16 protein-coding genes, 1 pseudogene and 1 other annotated feature are annotated in these 20813 nt (G+C 30.3%); of the genes and pseudogenes, 11 read left to right on the forward strand and 6 right to left on the reverse strand.

All coding sequences use genetic code 11. The annotated features are described in order from the left end of the window. Positions 1 to 46: 46 nt before the first annotated feature. Positions 47 to 1228, reverse strand: a complete 1182-nt coding sequence (locus CA_RS02470) for a cation:proton antiporter (RefSeq protein ID WP_010963766.1) — start codon at positions 1226 to 1228, stop codon at positions 47 to 49. A gap of 60 nt (positions 1229 to 1288) precedes the next feature. Beyond that, positions 1289 to 1344 (reverse strand) — a sequence feature (sodium ion sensor (DUF1646 type); this cis-regulatory element may regulate processes involved in with the transportation of sodium ions). Between the two features lie 163 nt (positions 1345 to 1507). On the opposite strand from CA_RS02470, the gene CA_RS02475 reads away from it, so the two are divergent. From CA_RS02475 to CA_RS02505, 7 genes are all read left to right on the forward strand, one after another. After that, positions 1508 to 2266: a DUF2087 domain-containing protein gene (locus CA_RS02475; RefSeq protein WP_010963767.1), complete on the forward strand. Its 759-nt coding sequence runs from the start codon at positions 1508 to 1510 to the stop codon at positions 2264 to 2266. A 16-nt stretch (positions 2267 to 2282) separates the two neighbouring features. Further along, positions 2283 to 2903 (forward strand): NUDIX hydrolase, encoded by a 621-nt coding sequence (locus tag CA_RS02480; RefSeq protein ID WP_010963768.1) that lies wholly within the window; start codon positions 2283 to 2285, stop codon positions 2901 to 2903. 83 nt (positions 2904 to 2986) lie between these two features. Next, positions 2987 to 3214 carry a FeoA family protein gene (locus tag CA_RS02485; protein ID WP_010963769.1) on the forward strand — a complete coding sequence of 76 codons (228 nt, stop codon included), beginning with the start codon at positions 2987 to 2989 and terminating at the stop codon, positions 3212 to 3214. Next, positions 3214 to 4977: a ferrous iron transport protein B gene (gene feoB / locus CA_RS02490; RefSeq protein ID WP_010963770.1), complete on the forward strand. Its 1764-nt coding sequence runs from the start codon at positions 3214 to 3216 to the stop codon at positions 4975 to 4977. Before CA_RS02485 ends, feoB begins: the two co-directional genes overlap by 1 nt. A gap of 80 nt (positions 4978 to 5057) precedes the next feature. Further along, positions 5058 to 5528 (forward strand): DUF3189 family protein, encoded by a 471-nt coding sequence (locus CA_RS02495; RefSeq protein WP_010963771.1) that lies wholly within the window; start codon positions 5058 to 5060, stop codon positions 5526 to 5528. 120 nt (positions 5529 to 5648) lie between these two features. Then, positions 5649 to 6332 carry a response regulator transcription factor gene (locus CA_RS02500; protein WP_010963772.1) on the forward strand — a complete coding sequence of 228 codons (684 nt, stop codon included), beginning with the start codon at positions 5649 to 5651 and terminating at the stop codon, positions 6330 to 6332. Next, positions 6333 to 7583: a HAMP domain-containing sensor histidine kinase gene (locus CA_RS02505; protein ID WP_010963773.1), complete on the forward strand. Its 1251-nt coding sequence runs from the start codon at positions 6333 to 6335 to the stop codon at positions 7581 to 7583. 34 nt (positions 7584 to 7617) lie between these two features. On the opposite strand, the pseudogene CA_RS02510 reads toward CA_RS02505, so the two are convergent. After that, positions 7618 to 8785 (reverse strand): annotated as a pseudogene (locus tag CA_RS02510) (MFS transporter). Between the two features lie 405 nt (positions 8786 to 9190). Here CA_RS02510 and CA_RS02515 point away from each other — a divergent pair. From CA_RS02515 to CA_RS02525, 3 genes are all read left to right on the forward strand, one after another. Further along, positions 9191 to 9874, forward strand: coding sequence for an ABC transporter ATP-binding protein (locus CA_RS02515; protein WP_010963775.1), 684 nt, complete (start codon positions 9191 to 9193; stop codon positions 9872 to 9874). Continuing rightward, on the forward strand, positions 9871 to 12369 hold the full coding sequence (locus CA_RS02520; protein ID WP_010963776.1) for an ABC transporter permease: 2499 nt from the start codon (positions 9871 to 9873) through the stop codon (positions 12367 to 12369). Before CA_RS02515 ends, CA_RS02520 begins: the two co-directional genes overlap by 4 nt. Before the next feature lie 112 nt (positions 12370 to 12481). After that, on the forward strand, positions 12482 to 12715 hold the full coding sequence (locus CA_RS02525) for a hypothetical protein (RefSeq protein ID WP_010963777.1): 234 nt from the start codon (positions 12482 to 12484) through the stop codon (positions 12713 to 12715). Positions 12716 to 12774: 59 nt separating this feature from the next. Here the strand turns inward: CA_RS02525 and lon are convergent, their stop codons facing one another. The 4 genes from lon to CA_RS02545 all read right to left on the reverse strand — a co-directional run bounded on the left by lon (position 12775) and on the right by CA_RS02545 (position 19257). Beyond that, complete coding sequence (gene lon, locus CA_RS02530; RefSeq protein ID WP_010963778.1) at positions 12775 to 15135, reverse strand: endopeptidase La; 2361 nt, start codon at positions 15133 to 15135, stop codon at positions 12775 to 12777. Between the two features lie 68 nt (positions 15136 to 15203). Then, the gene (locus CA_RS02535; protein WP_010963779.1) at positions 15204 to 15767 is read right to left on the reverse strand and encodes a TetR/AcrR family transcriptional regulator; all 564 of its coding nucleotides are present in this window, start codon (positions 15765 to 15767) and stop codon (positions 15204 to 15206) included. Between the two features lie 186 nt (positions 15768 to 15953). Continuing rightward, the gene (locus tag CA_RS02540; RefSeq protein ID WP_010963780.1) at positions 15954 to 17183 is read right to left on the reverse strand and encodes an MFS transporter; all 1230 of its coding nucleotides are present in this window, start codon (positions 17181 to 17183) and stop codon (positions 15954 to 15956) included. A 190-nt stretch (positions 17184 to 17373) separates the two neighbouring features. Further along, on the reverse strand, positions 17374 to 19257 hold the full coding sequence (locus tag CA_RS02545) for a sigma-54 interaction domain-containing protein (protein ID WP_010963781.1): 1884 nt from the start codon (positions 19255 to 19257) through the stop codon (positions 17374 to 17376). 207 nt (positions 19258 to 19464) lie between these two features. On the opposite strand from CA_RS02545, the gene CA_RS02550 reads away from it, so the two are divergent. Next, a complete protein-coding gene (locus CA_RS02550; RefSeq protein ID WP_010963782.1) occupies positions 19465 to 20796 on the forward strand; it encodes a hemolysin family protein in 1332 nt (443 codons plus the stop codon). Positions 20797 to 20813: the final 17 nt, after the last annotated feature.

The raw sequence follows: 20813 nt of genomic DNA on the forward strand, positions 1-20813 counted from the left end.
GATAAGCTGTTGCAAAACTTTTGTTAGTTTTGCAACAGCTGTTTTATTAAGTTAAAGTTTCTTTATCTATAAGCTTTTGAGTTTTATGTGAAAATACTATTTTAAGAAGTATAGGAGTTATTACGGTTGTTAAAATAACAACAATCAAAGTAGGTAAAAATATTTCTTCTGATATTATTTTAGCTTGAAGTCCTATATTAGCAGTTATTATAGCAACTTCACCTCTTGAAACCATTCCAACTCCTATTTGAAGAGCCTCACTTTTCTTGAATTTAAGTGTAAGTGCAGAGGCACTACAGCCTAATATTTTTCCTATTACAGCAATTATAAACATAATTAAGGTTATTAATAAAACTTCAAAATTTAATCCCTTAACGCTGGCAGATATACCAACTGATGCAAAGAATATTGGTGATAAGAAGGAAGTTGATATAATTTTGACTCTCTTCTCAATGTATTCTTTATGGGTTATTGGTGACAGCACAAGTCCGCAAATATAAGCTCCAGTTATTGCAGCTATTCCAAGTTTTTCAGCAGTAAACGCACAAATTAGGGCAGCTGCTATTGAGAAAATTGCAAGTCCTTTTTGAGGTTTGAATTTTTGTGTTAATTTATCTATAGGTTTAGGTAAGAAGGCTATAGCTAAAAGTGAAACTAAGCAGAATATTCCTATGTATATAAAGGTCATAAAAATGGATGAGCCATGAGATTTTGTTCCACCTGAGATTGCAAGTACGACTGTGATTAATATTAAGCCTAAAACATCGTCAATTATAGCTGCTCCCAGTATATTAATGCCTGAGCGTGTGTTTAGTTTTCCTAGCTCTGTAAGGGTTTGAACAGAAATACTTACACTGGTTGCAGTTAATATAACACCTACAAATAAGTTTTCATAGAAATTTGAGAAGAACATATAAGCAGATAAAGTTCCTACAATTAAAGGAATTATTATGCCTCCTAATGCAATAAGAAATGAGCTTTTTCCAGCTTTTTTTAGTTCATCTAAATTTGTTTCAATTCCAGCCAAGAACATAAGGAATACAACACCTAAATCAGATAGAAGCTTTATGTCCGCATTTGCTTGAATTAAGTTTAAAATGAAAGGACCTAGGATTACTCCAGCAATTAGTTCTCCAAGTACTCCTGGCATCTTAAAATGTATGCTAATTAGAGAACCTATTTTAGTAAAAATGAGTATTAGAGCAATATCAAATAAAATTTTATCCAAAAATCACACCTCCAAATAATATTTTGTACGCAAAAAAGGTAGGATATTCCTCTTTTAAGGAATTTCCCACCCCAGAAATTCAAAGCTCTTGAAAACAAATATAAATTTGCTCAACCGAAATGTTAAAATATTTTATTTAATATAATCATAACAGATTAATTGATGTATATCAATATTTAATTCGTTATAAAGAAAAATGCAAACAATAAAATAAAAAGTTGACATATGTGCAAACAAAAATATATAATGTCTATATAAAATATAAAAGGAGAGTAAAGAATGGATATTTCAGAGATGTTTTGGACTTCAAGTGTTGACGATATAAAAAGAGGATATGTATATGATAAAAAGAAGGAGCTATATATATGTCTTATATGTGGTAAGACCTACGAAAATGGGGTAATATATAAGCGGGCTGAGAATTTATATGATGCAAATAAATATATGCAAATTCATATAAAGAACAATCACAAGTCTGTTTTTGATTATCTTATAAATATGAGTAAGGCATATACAGGAATAACAGATATGCAGAAGCAGTTTTTAATGCTTTATGAAAGTGGCCTTTCGGATAAAGAAATAGCTGAAAAGATGATGACAAGTAATTCAACTGTTAGAAATTATAGATTTAAGCTTAAGGAGAAAGAAAAGCAAGCTAAGGTATTTATGGCTATTATGGATATAATGGAGGAAAACAGAAATAAAGGTGATGAGGATAAGCTTGTTGGAATTCATAAGAGTGTAACAATGAGCGATGATAGATTTTCAATAACAGAGGAAGAGGAAAGGAATATAATAAAGAATTGTTTCGATAAAAATAATCATCTTAAAGATTTTCCAGCAAAGGAAAAGAAAAAGATAATTGTGCTTAAACACATATTGAAGAATTTTAAAAATGAAGAACAGTATACAGAAAAGCAAGTTAATTTAATAATTAAAAGAATATATGATGATTATGCAACTGTAAGAAGAGCTTTAATAGAATATGGCTTTATGGATAGAAGAGATGATTGTAGTGCATATTGGGTTAAAAATTAGTAAATGAGGAGGTAGTATGGAAGAAGAATTTTTAGATATATTTGATGAAGAAGAAAGGTTAATTGGAAGAAAGAGCAGAAAAGAAGTACATGAAAAAGGATATTGGCATAGTACATTTCACTGCTGGGTTGTAAAAAGGGAGGGAAAAAAAACCTTCCTTATTTTTCAGAAAAGGCATCCATTAAAAGATACAGCACCAAATATGTTTGATGTAAGTTCAGCTGGGCATATAAAAAGTGGAGAAAGTATTGAAGATGGGGTAAGAGAATTAAAAGAGGAGCTTGGAATAGATGCAAAACCAAATGAACTAATAAATATAGGAATAATAAAAGAAGAATTTCACATTGGTAAGAATATAGATAGGGAATTCTGTCATATATATATTTATAGCAATAAAGCTGAAATTGAAAGTTATACTCTGCAGAGGGATGAGGTTGTAGGGCTTGTCAAAATAGAAATAGATGAATTAGCAAGGTTCTTAGATAATAAAATAGATGGTGTTTTTGCAGAAGGCTTTATTGTAAATCAGGAAGGAAGAAGATATAAACTAAGTAAAATTCTAAATAAGGATGATTTTGTTCCGCATAAGTATGGATATTACAAAATAGTGTTACGGGCTCTAATGGATGATTATTGATATTGACATTCAATATCGATTATAATACAATAGATTCTAGAAATAAGCTGTAGTTATTAAACGAATGCGGAGGTATTTTAAATATGAGTTTATATGATTTAAAACCTAATGAAAAAGGTAGAATAAAGGATATTAAAGGTGATGAAAGATTATCAAAGAGGTTAAGTGCTTTAGGTTTTATAGAAGGTACTGAAGTAGAAGTTAAAATGATGGCTCCACTGGGGGACCCTATACTTGTGAACGTTAGAGGGTTTAATATAGCTATTAGAAAGAATGACGCTAAAAATATTTTTCTTAAGGAGGCTAAGTAATGGTTACAGCTGCACTTATCGGCAATCCCAATGTGGGTAAAACGTCTTTATTTAATGTGCTTACAGGTTCAAATCAATATGTTGGGAATTGGGCAGGCGTAACAGTTGAAAAAAAAGAAGGTTATCTGGAGAAGAACATTAAGATCGTTGACTTACCAGGAATATATGCAATGGATACTTATTCAAATGAGGAAAAGGTGTCCAAGGAATTTTTAAAAAACGGAGATGTAGATATAATTATAAACATAGTTGATGCTGCAAATTTAGATAGAAATTTATATCTTACAATGCAGCTTAAGGAATTTAAAAAGCCAATCGTACTTCTTTTAAATATGATAGATGTTGCAGAGAAGAAGGGTTTCAAAATTGACTTTGATAAATTATCAAGAGAACTTAATATTAGAATTATACCTATAGTAGCTTCAAAAAATAAAAATATAGATGAAGTTAAAGAAATACTAAAAAATGAGGATTTTTCAAAATTTGAAGATGATAATAAATATCATTTTTCCTCTGAAAAGGAAACTTACGAATTTATTGAAGGTATTTTAAGAAAATCTGTAAAACAAATTTATGAAACAGTAAATTCACCTACAGAAATACTAGATAAAATATTTCTTAATAGATTTTTAGCATATCCAGTATTTGCACTTATAATATTTTTAATATTTAAATTTACTTTCTCATGGGTTGGAGCACCACTTCAGGATTTAGCAACCAACTTAGTGGATGACAGTGTGATACCATACTTACATAAAATACTGGGTTTTACAAGTCCTTGGTTTAGTTCCTTTTTAATAGATGGAGTTTTTGGAGGAGTTATCTCGGTTGTTGTATTTTTACCTATAATACTTACTTTGTTTTTCTGTATTTCTATACTAGAGGATAGTGGATATATGGCAAGAGCAGCGTTTTTAATGGACAAGTTGATGAGAAAAATGGGGCTTTCGGGAAAGGCATTTATACCACTGGTAATGGGATTTGGTTGTAGTGTTCCTGCAATAATGTCTGCTAGAACTCTTGAAAGTGAAAAAGATAGAAAATTAACAGCATTACTTGTTCCGTTTATGTCTTGTAATGCGAGACTTCCTATATACGCTCTTATGACAGCAGCATTTTTTCCTAAAAATCAAGGTTTGGCTATAGGATCCTTATATTTACTTGGAATTATAATTGCGTTTATTATAGGAAAGTGTCTTAAAAACACATTATTTAAAAAAGGTGAAGAGCCTCTTGTAATAGAGCTTCCAGAGTATAAGTTTCCAGAACCTAAAAATTTATTTTTACATACATGGGACAAGGGAAAGGGTTTCTTGAAAAAAGCAGGAACTATAATATTCTCTATATCTGTTATAATATGGGCATTATCTCACTTTGGTTTTGGTGGTATGGTTGATATAAAATACAGCTTTTTATCATATATTGGTCGTGTTTTAGTTCCATTTTTCAGACCACTTGGTTTTGGAACTTGGCAAAATTCTGTAGCACTTTTAAGTGGACTTGCAGCAAAAGAGGTTGTACTAAGTACAATGGGAGTAATTTACGGAGCAAACTTAACAAGAGTTTTGCCAACATTGTTTTCACCACTTACTGCATATGTATTTTTAGTTTTTGTACTTTTATATCCACCATGTATTTCGGCACTTGGAACAATGAAAAAAGAGTACGGAATAAAAATGACACTTTTTTCAATTGTTTTTCAAATATGTACGGCTTGGATAGTATGCTTTATAATCTATAATGTGGGTATTTTATTAATATAATGAATATATTTTTGAATTAAGCAAACTATAATGTAAGGTTTTAAAATCTTATATTATAGTTTTTTTAGTAGGTGAAGAAAATGTTAGTTATTTATCATGATGTTGGAGGGGCTCATTCTACAGCAGTGGCAGCTAATATACACATAAATAAACTGCCAATTGATAGAGTGCCGAAAAAAGAGGAACTGCTTAAACTCAAAACTTTTGACAAAGTAGATAAAGGAAATATGGGGCATCTTATTTACATAGGGGAAGATGAGTATAAATCAAAAATATATACTATTGGCAGGCAGTACTCGGCTAATCTTGTAATACCAGCCATTGAAGATATGTACACTATCTTGAAAAAAAATAATGAAGAGCTAATGATAATTGATACTAAACCAACTGTTAACATACTTATGAAAATAGGAGGATTTACATCAAGAAGACTACATTTAGTAAGCATAGGAAGGCCTATTGTGACATATGGAAGTCTTAAAGCTTATATGGAGATAGCAGGTATAGTTAGAGGTGTAAAGAATAATTTAAAAGAAATGATAAGTAATTAGTACATAATGTGACTGGATTTATTCCAGTTTTTTTATTGCAGTAAAGTAAGTACTTGATACCAGTAATAAATTATATTAGTATTGTAGATGTAAATAGTTAATTTTAAAGGAGATAATTATATGGCCAAGATACTTCTTGTTGAAGATGATGAAGCACTTTCCATGGGAATAAAATATACTCTTTTGAGTGAAAAGTTTGAAGTTATAGCAACAAGTAGCATAGAAGAAGCAAAAGAAGTATTTAACAATGAAAAAATTTCACTTGTATTAATGGATTTAATGCTTCCAGATGGTAGTGGATACGATTTGTGTAGAGAACTAAGAAAAAATTCAGATATTCCAATAATATTTTTGACAGCCTGCGACGAAGAAGTAAATGTAGTTATGGGATTTGATTTAGGAGCAGATGATTACATAACAAAACCATTTAAGATAAAAGAGCTTATATCAAGAATTAAAGCTGTTTTAAGAAGGTGTTCAAGTAGAGAGGAAGTTTCAGAATTAAAATCTAGAGATGTTCTTATTGATAAAAGAACGCTTAAAGCATATAAAAATGATAAAGAAATAGTGCTTACACACATGGAATTAAAACTCTTAATTTTGTTCATCGAAAACTCAGGACAAACCCTTAAGAGAAATTTGATACTTCAAAGACTGTGGGATATTTCAGAAGAATTTGTGGATGATAATACACTTTCAGTTTACATAAAACGTTTGAGGGAAAAGCTTAAAGAAGATTCGAAAAATCCTTACATAGTAACAGTAAGGGGAATAGGATATAGATGGAATGGAGGAGGAATTTAAGTGAAGGATATTCTTAAAAATCCAGAGATTATGAAGGTACTGCAGCTTAATTTTATAGTTGCAGTAATATTTTCGCTTGTACTTTATATTTTTTTAGATAGAATGGCTATTAATGCAAATAATGGACTTATAAAAACTAATGGAGCGGCGATGGAAACTTTAATAGAAGCACATCCAGATATGAAGGATGAAGTAGTAAGAGCATTTACTAAAAAACCAACTAAGGAAATGTTAGAAAAGGGTATTGAATTATCAAACCAATATGGATTTGATCAAAGTGAATATAATCTAAACATATCTTTAAAAACCTTTCATAATCAACTTATAATTCTAACGTTTTCTATTTTTATCCTGTATTTTTTATTTAATGTACTTTTAATTAGCAGTCAATTTGGAAGTGTATTTATGAAAATAAATGAAGTACATGAAGGTGCACAAAAAATAATAAATGGTAACTATTCTTTAAGACTTAATGATTATAGAGAGGGAGAGCTTGGGAAGCTGAGTGCTTCATTTAATAGAATGAGCTCAATAATAGAAAATACCCTAAACAATTTAAAGGAAGAAAAGATTTTTCTCAAGAATATGATGCAAGATATATCACATCAATTAAAAACACCTCTTTCATCACTTAAAATTTTTAATGAGCTGCTTTTAAATCAAAATATTAAAGATGAGGATACTATGGATGAGTTTTTACACGAAAGTAAAAAACAGCTTGATAAAATGGAATGGTTAATAATAAACCTTTTAAAAATGGCAAGATTAGATGCTGGAGCTATAGATTTTAAAAATGAAAAAAGATCAATAGAAGAAACTGTATGTGAGAGTATAAGTCTTTTAAAGCCAATGTATACATTGAAAAATCAGAAGGTTAGTGTTGAAAGTACAGATAAGGCATACTTCAAGCATGATAAAAAATGGCTTCTCGAAGCTTTTAGTAACATAATAAAGAATTGTATTGAGCATACAGGAGATAATGGTGAGATAAAGATTCATGTGTATAGGTCTCCTATTATGGTTAAGGTAACAATTGAAGATAATGGGTCAGGAATATCTAAGGATGATTTGCCTCATATATTTGAAAGATTTTATAAAGGTAAGGGAGTTTATAATAAAAGTAGTACAGGAATAGGTTTATCTATGGCAAAGAGTATAATAGAAAATCAGGGTGGATTTATCACTGTTAAAAGTGCCGTTAGTGCAGGTACTATTTTTAATATAGTTTTTCTATATGAACAACAAAAATAAGGAGCCACTTAGGGCTCCAAAGGTACATTAAATTTTAAGCTGTTTGATTATTAGTTTTTGGTTTGAAAAAGTATTTTGCAGAAGCAAAAATTATATATAAATAAAATATTATTTGTATTATAAATACAGATGTGATTTTTACTCCAGCCGCATAACCTATAATATAAGTTAAGAAGGTAGCTCCACAGTTATTAAAAATATTTATAATAGCCGAAGCTGATGGAACATCACTTGAAGGAACATGCTGTATTATATAACCTTGAATAGCAGGATATATAACAGATATTGTAAGCCCTATAATTCCTACACCAACTAAAGCAAAATAACTATTCACCTTTGATAGTATTATAAATATTCCGGCAATGGATATTATTGGTGAAATACATAAAAATCTAAGATGTCCGATTTTATCGAGAATTTTATCACCAAAAGCTCTTCCAAGAGTAAATAGAATCCAGAAGGCTAGTAAAATATTTGGTACGTCAGCCTTGCTTACGCTATAGTATTTTTCTAAAAAAGTACCTGTCCAATTAATTGGTAGTTGAAATCTCAGCACCAACATAGAAAAATATAGCTATCGACATAATAAGTACTAGGGGATTTTTTAATACTGAAATTGATACATGTGAGCTTTCTGAAGAATCATCATTATGTATTGAAATTCCCTTTAATCTAGTAGCTAGTAGAAAAAACACACATATTGTTACAATGTGTACTAAATATACGTAATGAAAGCTTATTTTATTCTTTAAAAAGAATTTACTAATTGGTAAAATCAAAATCCCGCCAAGACCAAAAAAGGCATTATAAAGGCCAAATTTTTGATACTGCTTTGGTAAAACTGATATTATGGTACTGCATATAAGAGATCCCATTCCAACTGCAAATCCAGAGAAAAAATAGCCTACAAGTAGTAGATAGAAGGAATTTGAAAATAAAATTATTAAGCTTGCTATGAGTATAAAAGAAAAACCTAGATAAAGGCCTTTTTTTAAATCTAGTTTAGCCATTAATTTTGCACCAAGTATACTCATTACAAAAGAAGCAAGATATACGGTAGGTGGTAGTATTGCAATCATAGTGTCTGAAACACCATAAGTGTTTTTTATGGTGGTTATAAAGGGGGATAAGGTGTTAGAAAATAGTGATAGAAAAAATGCACCCATAAAAGCTATAAGCATGTTTCTGAAATTTTTGTTCATGATTTCGAATGTGTAAAATTTATAAAGTTAAAACACCCGCGTTCTAAAAATTTTACACATATCCTCCTCTCAAGTTTTTGTTTTAAATATTTGCATTAAACCTAGTTATTCTAGGGGTTCAAGCTAGATATTAAAATTTAATACAAAATAATTGCTATAGATCATAGCAATTTGCTAGGGCGTTTTTATTTTATCACATAAGTATGAGGAAACCAAGAATAAAATAAGGCAAGACTTTGATTTTAAAACATTATAGAATGTGCAAAGTAGATTTTTGCCTTAATAAAAAGTAAGAATATACTACATGAAAAATTAAGATTAGTCTAGTAAAATTTATGGTATAGTGAAATTAGAGTTATACAATTTTGAAGTTGTTTTTGAGAATTTGGAGTTTGGAGGGAAAACATGGATATAGCAGTTGTTGAAGGACTTTGTAAAGTTTATGGGAAGAATGCTGCGAGAGTTGATGCATTAATAAATATAAATTTAAAAATAAAAAAGGGTCAATTTACTGCAGTTGTGGGTCCAAGTGGGTCAGGTAAAAGTACGCTTTTGCATATGATTGGTGGATTAGACAAACCTACTTTAGGCAAGGTAATTGTAGATGGGAGCGATATATATTCACTTAATGAAAAGAAGCTTTCTGTATTTAGAAGAAGAAAGATAGGTGTGGTATTTCAATATTATAATCTAATACCTGTTTTAACTGTAGAGGAAAATATAAAGTTGCCACTTTTATTAGATAATGTAGAACCTGATCAGAAGTATATTGATGAACTTATTGAAATATTGAATTTAAAGGATAAAAGGAATCATTTTCCTGAGGAGCTTTCTGGAGGGCAACAGCAGAGAACCGCCATAGGACGAGCACTGTCTTACAAGCCTTCAATAATACTTGCGGACGAGCCTACAGGAAATCTTGATACTAAAAATAGTAGAGCAGTAGCAGAGTTACTTAGATTTTCTGTGGAAAAATTCAATCAAACCCTGATAATGGTAACTCATGATATGAATATAGCTTCTTCAGCAGACAGGATTATAAAGATGGAAGATGGCAAGGTGGCTAGTGATGAGGTGATACGTGGATGAATATATCTAAGATTCTTGCCTTGAGATATATTAAGCGACAAAAGAGAAGAACTATTATAACAATTCTTGGTATAGTTCTTTCAGTTGCTCTTTTTACTGCTATAGGTACAATGCTTGCCAGCTTGCAGCACTATCAAACATCACGTGAATTAGATATTAATGGAGGCTATGAAGTTCAATATAGTGGAATTACCTTAAAGGATATAGCTTATCTTAATAGTAATTACAATGTTAATAAGGTTGGTACAAGTATTAGTGTTGGAAATGCTTTTCTTAACAAGGATGAAGCAAAACGGTATATTTCAGGTGACACTAATATAAGAGCATATACAGTATATTATTACGATAGTGAAGCGTTAAAAATCAACAATATGAAATTGAAAAAAGGGACATTTCCAAAGGATAATAAGCATGTTGTGTTAACTAAAATGTTTAATAAGCTTGGGTATAAGGTTAACGATAAGATAAAAATATATGTGCTTACAAATGGGGGAGGAGATCTTAAGGAGAAGGAATTTATTATTTCAGGATTCCTAGATTATAACTATAATACTATCTTATTTCCTAAAGAAGTAGCAGAAAAACTTACGCCTATAGACAAAAAATACATTTCTTTTGTAAATATGAAGAAAGGTGTTAATTATAATAAAAGCTTTAGAACTATAGAAAAACAAATTAAGTGTGAAGATGTAATGTATAATTATGGTCTTTTAGAACTTGAGGGTAATTATAATAACAAAGCTAGCATCTATGGAATGGCATTTGTTATGTTTATATTAGGAGTAGTTATATTGGTATCATCTGCACTTGTTGTATATAGCGCATTTAATATATCTATATTTGAGAGAGTAAAGGAATTTGGTATATTAAGGTCTGTTGGTGCTTCGAATTATCAAATAAAAAGTGTAATATTTATAGAAGCTTTTATAATGATAATTCTTGGAATACCTCTTGGAGTTCTATGCGGTATAGCAGCAATAAAAATTCTTTTTTTAATTGTTACTCTTAGTAAATTTTCTATGTTTGTTGATATTAATATATATATATCTTCAAGAGTTATTGTTTCAAGTATAATTTTTGGAGTTCTATGCATAATTTTCTCCTCAATTGTTCCAGTTATAAAAAGTGGCGGAATTAATCCTATAGAAGCAATAAGAGGAACCGGAAAAACAAAGGCTTTAAATAAAAGAAGCTATTTTAATATAATAAAGAAAATTAATTTTCAAACATTCCTGACTTTTAGAAATATAAAGAGAAATAAGGGAAGGTTTAGGTTAGTTGTTTCATCAGTTGCAGTTAGTGTAGTGATTTTTATTGTATTTAATAGTTTTATGTTTTTATTATTTCAATTTATGAAGGGGCCTTTATATATAAAGGATTTTAATATAAGTTCAAGGGATATTACCTTTAAGAAGGAAGATATTTATGCTATAAAGGATATTAAGGGAGTAAAAGATGTATATCCAATGGAAGAGACAAGTAGATTGATATTTTGTCCTTTTAATAGGTTATCCAAGGAGTTTAAGCAGGCAAATAAAAAATTAGAACATAAAGATGGATATTTTTGGAGCGGAGCGGATATTTATTTTGCTGGTTATGATTTAAATGAGCTTAATGAGGTAAAGGATTATGTAATCAAGGGAAAAATCGACATTGAAAAGCTTAATAGTGGTGAAGAAGTTTTAGCATTTGAGAAAATAAAATATAGGGGTGTAGGAGAGGAGATTAATGAAACAAATTTAAACATTGGTGATGAAATTTATATTGATAACAACAGAGTCTATGGTAAGGCTGATCCTGCTAAAGCCTCAAAACTTAAATTTAATAAATTGAAGAAGGTAAAGGTAGGAGCTATAGTAAGCAAAAATCTATCTTACTATAATAATAACTCAGCTATGTTTTTTATATCTTCTACAGAAGGGTATAAAAATATAATTGGACACGATAGCTTTGATGAATTTCAAGTAGAAGTGGATAAAGGAGCTAATAAAGAAGAGGTTAGAAAAAAAATAGATAGTAAGCTTGCAGTTAATTATAAGTATATATTACAAGATGAAGAAGAAATTGAATCGCAATACAAGCAATATAAAATAGAAACTATAGTTCTAGTTTATGGGTTTATAGCAGTTATATCTTTAATAGGTATACTGAATGTAATAAATACTGTAAATACAAATTTGATGCTCAGATTAAAGGAATTTGCATGTCTCATATCAGTTGGGATGAGTATACATGATTTGAAGAAAATGTTATTAACCGAAGGGATTCTATATGGTGCTTATGGAGTATTTTATGGATTGTTAGTTGGAAGTGGTCTGTATTATTTAATTTATAAAGAAATGATGAATACTAGTGTCGTTAGATGGAGTTTGTTTATTAAAGAAATTGCAGTAGCTACTATTGGTGTCATTGTAATAATATTTATTTCAATGATATTTCCATTAAAAAGAATTCAAAAGATGAATATAATAGAAAATATGAGAGGGGATGAATGACAAGTTAAAGATTTTAACTTGTCATTTTAAGTATTATCCTTCTTATAAATATTTAGTTTTAGGAGATAATATTTACATACAGTGTACTAAGAAATTTGAGGGGGATAACTTTATGAATCAGGGTCAAGCACAATTCTCAAGCTATATTTTAGAAAGAGTAACAGAAGATAAGGTAGAAGAGGCAAAGGCATTACTTGCAGATAATTTTGAAAAACAAGAAAAGGGTACTTTTACACAGAAGGATGCAGCAAAATTTAATTCGAAAATAGTTATATTATTAAAACCTGACAAAGTAAAAGAAGTGCAAGAGGTTATAAAAAAATTTGCTGAGAATTTTAAAGAGTAATTAAAAAATCTAACACGCTTTTAAAAGCATGTTAGATTTAATTACAATATGAAATTTTCTTATGAATTTAAACTAAAAGTTTCGCTTATTAGTGAATCTGTACTAATGAGGCATTCTGCTTTAGGAACCGAGATATCAGAACCTTCTTTTAGGACATCTTCGATAGTTTTAACAGGTATAATTTGTAGGCTTTCTTTTACCTCATCGGGTATATCCTTTAAGTCGTCTATATTATCATTAGGGATTAAAACTTTTTTAATTCCAGCTCTTTCTGCAGCTATTAGTTTTTCTTTAAGTCCTCCTATAGGAAGTACAGCACCTCTTAGGCTTATTTCACCTGTCATTGCGAGCTTTGGATTTATGCTCTTTCCTGTGACAAGAGAAGATAAAGCTGTGAACATTGTAATACCAGCAGATGGACCATCTTTTGGAACTGATCCTGAAGGAACGTGAATGTGAATATCCTTTTCCTTAAAATTAAAATCAGTTAAAGGCAACCTTGATTTTACTAAACTTAGAGCAATTCTAGCAGATTCCTTCATTACATCTCCTAATTGGCCTGTTAATATAATTTGTCCACTTCCTGGCATTGCGGCTGCTTCTATGAAGAGAATTTCTCCTCCTACTTGTGTCCAAGCAAGCCCTGTTACAACTCCTGGTGGATTATAGTCTTGAGCTTTGTCATGGCTTGAAACATGTCTTCCTAAAATTTCTTTCATATCATCATCAGTTATGTTAAAGGAGGAGGAGATTTCACCTAAAACTATTTTTTCAGATGCAGCTCTAGCTAGTTTTGCCAATTGTTTTTTCAAACCTCTTACACCAGCTTCAAGAGTGTAGTCACTTATTAGCTTTTCTAAAATACTATCAGCAACCTGTAGTTGTTTTTCTTCAAGACCATGTTCTGAAATGACTTCAGGAAGAAGATGGTCTTTTGCTATATGGAATTTTTCCTTAGCAGTATAGCTTGATATTTGTATTACTTCCATTCTGTCAAGTAGAGGACGCGGTATAGTGTCTAAAGAGTTTGCAGTAGCTATGAAAAATACGTCAGACAAATCATAAGGTAAATCAAGATAGTGATCTGTAAAGGTATTGTTTTGCTCAGGGTCTAGAACTTCAAGAAGAGCACTTGCAGGATCACCATTATAGCTTGAAGAAAGTTTATCAACTTCATCTAGAACCATAACTGGATTTTTTTCTTGAGCCTTTTTTATACCTTCTATTATTCTTCCAGGAAGAGCTCCAACATAGGTTCTTCTATGACCTCTTATTTCAGCTTCATCCTTTACTCCACCTAAGCTTAAACGTATATATTTTCTTTTTAAAACCTCAGCTATACTTTTACCAAGACTTGTTTTACCTGTTCCAGGAGGTCCAACTAAGAGCAATATTGAGCCCTTTTTATCTTTTTTTAGCTTCATAACAGCTAGATGTTGTATTATTCTCTTTTTTACTTTTTCAAGACCATAGTGTCTTTTATCGAGTATTTCCTTTGCGGTTTTTAAATCTATTTCATCTACTTCTTTGGTTTTCCAAGGTAATTTTATAAGTAGATCAATGTAATTTCTTATTATATTATAATCTGAACTATTTGGATTTTGTGTTTCAAGTTTACTTAATTCATCAAGAGCAACCTCTTTTATATCATTAGGCATGTCTGAATCTTCAATTAAAGCTTTGTAATCTTTCTTATTTTTAGAGCTTGAATTAAGCTCGTCGTTTATAGTTTTAAGCTGTTCTCTAAGTATAGTTTCTCTATAATTTTTACTTGATTTCTCAGATAGCTTTTCAGTAACTTCAAGCTGAAATTTTATAGATTCTCTTCTTTTAATTAAGTGATCTAAGAATCTAAGGCTTCTAGATTTAAGTGATTGAAGCTGTATTAACTCGTATTTTTCTTCAATTGAAAGTGGCATAAATTGAGTTAAATATCCAATTACTTTATTTAGATTAGATAGCTTATCGACTTTTTTTGTGTATAAATCTGATTCTGTAAAGTTTTTGCTTATTTCATGAACTATTTCTTTTATATCAAATAGTGTTTTTTCTATATCTGCTTCAGAAAGATCAAGTATATCTGAAGCAAGTTTGTACTCTGCAAATATGGCAGTATTCTCGAAAGTTATAGCAGATATATTTACTCTATCAATGGCCTTAATATTGATTTTGTAACCATCAGATATTTTTTCTATTTCAGTTATATCAAAAATTATTCCAATCTCATAAAAATCATCTTCAGAAATTTCATCTAACTTTACTTTTTTGTTTAGAGGTAATGCTATATTAACTATAGTGTCATCATTTAAGTAGTTTAACATTTTTTTATCTATATTATTAAGTTTAATTGTGTAATCCATATCTGGAAGTAGGTTAACATCCCAAATAGGAATTACAACTGCCGTGTTTTTATTTTCCATATTATTATCCTTTCTGAAACATATTAAGTGAATGTTCGTTTAATAATCTTCAAAAGCGTTTAACTTAACTATATAATCAAAGCATCTTGAAGAATTTTAATTATTTCTCTAAGTAAAATTATTTTCTCGCTTATGTCTAAACAATGATTAATTGCTATAGACTTAACGGGGGAAAAAATAGTACTTATGATTGTATCATTATGATAATTTCGTATTATATTGTTTTTTTTCATAGAATCTAATAGAGAATTAATATAATTAAGCTCAGTTATCTTCTCGCAGGTATTTGCAAGGGAGGGGCAGCTAGAGAACTGTTCCACAAATAAAAATATTTCTTTATTATCCCTTATATATAAATAATAGTTTTTAACTAAACTCTCTATAAGTTCTTTTCCAGACATGCTTTCTGAAATATTATTGAGTAAATGATTTAATATATTTTTAGAGTACTCAAGATAAATTTTTCGAAGCATCTCGTCTTTATTTTCATAATATATATACACTGTAGCAGGAGAAACATCAGCTTCTTTAGCTATTTTAGATATTGATGTGCCGTGGAATCCTTCTTTTAGTATAAGTTTTACAACTGCATTTTTTATATTTTCCTGCTTTTTGTCATCTTTTTTTCTCACTTACTCACCTCCTGCCTTTATCACTATATAATAAACGAACATTCACTTAATGTCAAGACAAGAAGGCCTATATGAAAATTAATTTATGCATACACTAAAATGCTGATACTAGAAGTATTTTGGTATATGCATGAATTAAAAGTTCAATTGATTTTGCTGCGGGTTCTAGAAATTATCTTCTATTTGTTATTGAGTGACTGTATTAGCAGCATTGTTTCTGTAAGCTATAGAAAATACTGTGGTTAGAAAAGCAGTTACAATTCCTGCTAAAAGAAAACCATATGGTCCTCCTAAATTATTCATTGCGGCACCTACAAATAGATTTCCTATTGGGGTAGTGCCTGCATTTAGTAGGGTATATATACTCATTACCCTTCCGCGATATTTATCTGAAGTATTCAGCTGAAGTATTGAGTTACTTCCATTTAAGAAACAGAGGTTAGAGAAACCAGATCCAAGTACTAATACTGCTGTAAAATATAGATTTCCCGAAAATGCAGCCACTATCTGAAAAATAGCACTTGAGAAGCCGACAATTTTTAAAAGCTTGAAATTTAAATTTTTTCTTCTTAAACCCGCCATTTTCATTGTACCAAAGAGTGAGCCTACCCCCATAGAAGATAGCAAAAATGTATATCCATGTGATCCCTTGTGGAGGACTGTTTTTGAAAATACAGGAACAATTACATCAACGTTCATGGCAAAGGTACAAATAATAGCCATAAAAATTAGTGCTTTTAAAAGAATTTTATTTTCATAGATATATTTAAGTCCTTCTTTTATTTCTTTAAAGATATTGTCGCTAGAGATGTTTGCAGCGTAGCTTTTTTGTTTTATGAAAAACAAACCTGTTAGCACTGCGGCATAGCTTAAAAAATTAATAAAAAAGCAAACACTCATACCAAATTTGCCCATTATAATACCTGCTATAGAAGGACCTATTATTTTGGCTAGATTAAAAATTGAAGAATTTAAGGATACGGCATTTGGAAGATCCTTTTTTCCAACAAGCTCCATGAAATATGATTGTCTAGTTGGCATATCTAGAGTTGTAGAAAGTCCCCCAATTGTTGCTAAAATAAAAATTAGTATAGCAGTTATGTGGTTAGTATAAACCAATATAAATAATGCCAAGGCTTGGAGCATTCCAACAGTTTGAGTTAAGTAGAGTAATTTCTTTTTTGGAAATCTATCAACAATGGCGCCAGAAAAAACTGAGAAAATTAAAGTGGGTCCAAACTGAAATACACTAAGAGAACCTAAAAGCAAAGGGGATTTGGTTAAGGTGTATAAAAGCCAAACTTCGGCAGTTCTCTGAAGCCATGTTCCCATTAAGGAAATAGATTGTCCGATAATAAAGCATTTAAAATCTCTGTGATGCAGTGAAGTAAAGGTATTTTTGTTTACTAAAATCATATTAAAGCCTCCATGTAAAGTATGTAAAGGTAAATCAAGCTAAAACTAAATTATAGGTGTATAACTTAATAATCGAACTTGTTTATACATTTATGTACAGCAAAAATTGTGCCAAATAAAAGATAAGGATTTCACCAGTAAAATTTTAGAATCATGTTTCAATAATGAAACATGATTCTAAAAAATGAAACTATTTTTTTCTCCATAAAGTAGTTCTGCCTATATTTAAGATTTCTGCAACTCTATTATGATCGTTATCATATCTTTCGAGTAAACTATGTATAACCCTTTTTTCTGTAAGTTCTATTATCTCCTTCATAGTTAGATTATATGGAACCTTTAAGGTTAGAGTATCTTCAATTTTCTCCTTGTGTACAACTTTATATAAAACTTGCGACCAGTTTATGGTCATACTATTTTCAATGAAGAGGGATATTCTCTCCATCACATTACTGAGTTCCCTTGTGTTTCCAGGCCAATTATATGCCATTAAGAAAGGAGTGATTTGATTTAATATTTTAGAACGATTTGAAGAAAAATTATGAGTGTTTTCTAAAAAATGTTCTGCTAAGATTTCTATATCTTTTCCGCGTTCCCTTAATGGTGGCAGGGTAAGATTGAATACATTAAGTCTATAATAAAGATCTTCTCTAAAAGTACCATTTTCTATAGAATTAAGTAGATTTCTATTTGTAGAGCTTATTATTCTTATATCTACAGGAATGATTTTATCTCCGCCTATGTGCATAATTTCCTTTTCTTCAAGAACTCTTAAAAGCTGAGCCTGAAGAGGCTTTGAAAGTTCGCCTATTTCATCAAGAAAAATGGTTCCATTATGAGCGAGTTCAAATAGACCTTGTTTACCTTCTTTTTTCGCACCAGTGAAAGAGCCGCCTTCATAACCAAAAAGTTCACTTTCAAGTAAATGCTCAGGGAGGGCAGCACAATTTATTGCGACAAAGGGACCATTCTTTCTAGGACTGCTATTGTGTATGCTTTGAGCAAAAAGTTCCTTTCCACTGCCGGATTCACCTTGAATTAATATTGATGAATCTGTTTTTGAATACAAAAGAGCGAGTTTTTTCAGCTCTATCATGTTTTTATCTTGCGTTAAAATATCATCAAAGTTATATTTAGCTACAAAACCTTTCTCGTGTATTTTTTTTCTTATTATTTTTTCTAAGGTTTGTATTTTGGTTACATCCTCAAAGGTATTTACAACACCTATAATCTTGTCCTCAAGTTTAACAGGAAATTGCTTGGCAGCAATAATTAATCCATTGAAGTTTTTAATGATTTTGGTTTCAGGCTCTACGTTTTTTAATATACTATCTACTTTATAATTAGGAATAACAGATTGAATGGACTTGCCAAGTAGCTTACTACCCGTTTTTGTAAATATTTTATTTATAGAGTTATTGTAGGTAATTATTTTCTTGAATTGATCTGTTACTATTATTCCTTCTCCAATAGCATCAAGTATTGCTTTAAAACGTGCCGAGCGTCTAAGCTCTATATTTCTAACTTCTATCAAATTCAATGCTTCTTCAATTGCTCGCCTTAGAGATTCCTCACCAGAATTTATAGTTTCGCCGTAAAGTCCTTGCTTTATAGCTTCATCAGTAACGGTTTTTCCGCTTACGACGATTTTTATATTTTCTGTTTTTACCTTAGAAATTAAAGTAGTAATTTCATCCTCAGATGAAAATAGAAACTCTTTTATTTTTACTCCAAGCATGGCTTCAATTTCGTGCTTATCAACAATGCTATGTTTGTAGGCTATTAGAGCTAGCTCATTTCCAAACCTTTTGGCGTTGTAAACTGCGCGCATAGTATCGAAGCGAGTAACCTTAATGGAGATAGAAGGTATACTCACTGATTTCTTTATGTAGTCGCTGGTGGCCCCTCTACTTATAATAGCATCGACTTCATCTTGAAGCCCAAAGGCTATTTTACTGGCACGTGTAAGTGAAGCTGTTTTTGTAATTGGTATAAAGTTTTTTTCTAAGGCTAGCTTAGGAAATAAATTTAATAAATTTTCGTTTTGACTTATTAGTGCTATTTTTAGAGACATAAAAACACCTTCCATAAATTAATTAGGAAAAATAAGTAGACCATATTTTACGATTGAACACTAAAGAGTTATTTAGTTGTATGTATTAATTCCAGTATATCATAAAATTGGTTTTTCATAATATGCTTGATTAATGTGAGCTAATTTGATATATAAATATAAATATGATAAAATTAAGCAAATTTCATTTTAGGAGGAAATAATTAAATGGAAGCAGACCCTGATCCAGATAACATGATTTTACAATTTGTTTTAATAGCAGTACTTACTTTAGTAAATGCATTCTTTTCTGCAGCAGAGATGTCAATAGTATCTCTTAATAAAACAAGAATGAAGATTCTTTCAGAGGAAGGAAATAGAAATGCTCAGATTTTAGAAAAATTAATTAAAGAACCAACTAAATTTTTATCAACTGTTCAGGTAGGAATTACCTTGGCAAGCTTCTTTTCAAGCGCCTTTGCAGCTACAGGACTTTCAGACATGTTTGGAGGTTATCTAAAGAAGATAAACATTCCATACTCAAGTCAAGTAGCACTAATAGTAGTAACAATTGTTTTATCTTATTTTACGCTTGTTTTTGGAGAATTGTTTCCGAAAAGAATAGCTCTTCAAAAGTCAGAGAAAATTGCTATGCTAGCGGCGAGACCTATACTATATGTATCTAAAATTACTGTACCGTTCGTAAAACTGCTTTCGGCGTCTACAAATGTTTTACTACGAATTACAGGAATGAACATGAACAAATTAGAAGAAAAAGTATCTATAGAGGAAATTAAATCCATAGTTGAAGCAGGTCAAGAATATGGTGTAATCAATGAATCCGAAAAAGAAATGATTGATAGTATTTTTGAGTTTGATGATAGAATAGCAGAAGAGGTAATGACGCCTAGAACAGAAGTGTATTTAATTAATATAGATACACCTTTAAATAAATATGTTGATGAACTTTTAGAAATTAAGTATTCACGTGTACCTGTATTTGAGGGCGATAGTGATAATATAATAGGAATTTTATATATAAAGGATTTTATAGTAGAAGCTCGTAAGGTTGGATTTGAGAATGTAAATATAAAAAATATAATACATTCCCCTTATTTTGTACCTGAAAGAAAGAATATAAATGAGTTATTTAAGGAACTTCAAGCTGCTAAAAAGCATATGGCTGTGCTTATAGACGAGTATGGTGGATTTTCTGGTATAGTTACAATAGAGGACTTAATTGAGGAAGTAATGGGAAACATCAGTGATGAATACGATGAAGATGATAACTACATAAAAAAAATTGATGAGTCCACATTTATAATTAAGGGTATTATACCTATAAGAGAACTAAATGAACAATTGGACTTAGATTTAGATGAAGAGACTGATGATTATGACACATTAGGTGGATTACTTATCAAGCTTATAGGACATATTCCAGAAGATAATGAACAGCAGAGTATTAAGTATAAAGGCATCACATTTGAAATAAAAGAAGTCAAAGAAAAGAGAATAGAAAAAGTTGAGGTTCATTTACAAAAAGATCTTTTGGAATAAATAAATTTTCAAAAGGA

It is taken from the genome of Clostridium acetobutylicum ATCC 824 (assembly GCF_000008765.1).
GTDB classification, from domain to species: domain Bacteria; phylum Bacillota; class Clostridia; order Clostridiales; family Clostridiaceae; genus Clostridium_S; species Clostridium_S acetobutylicum.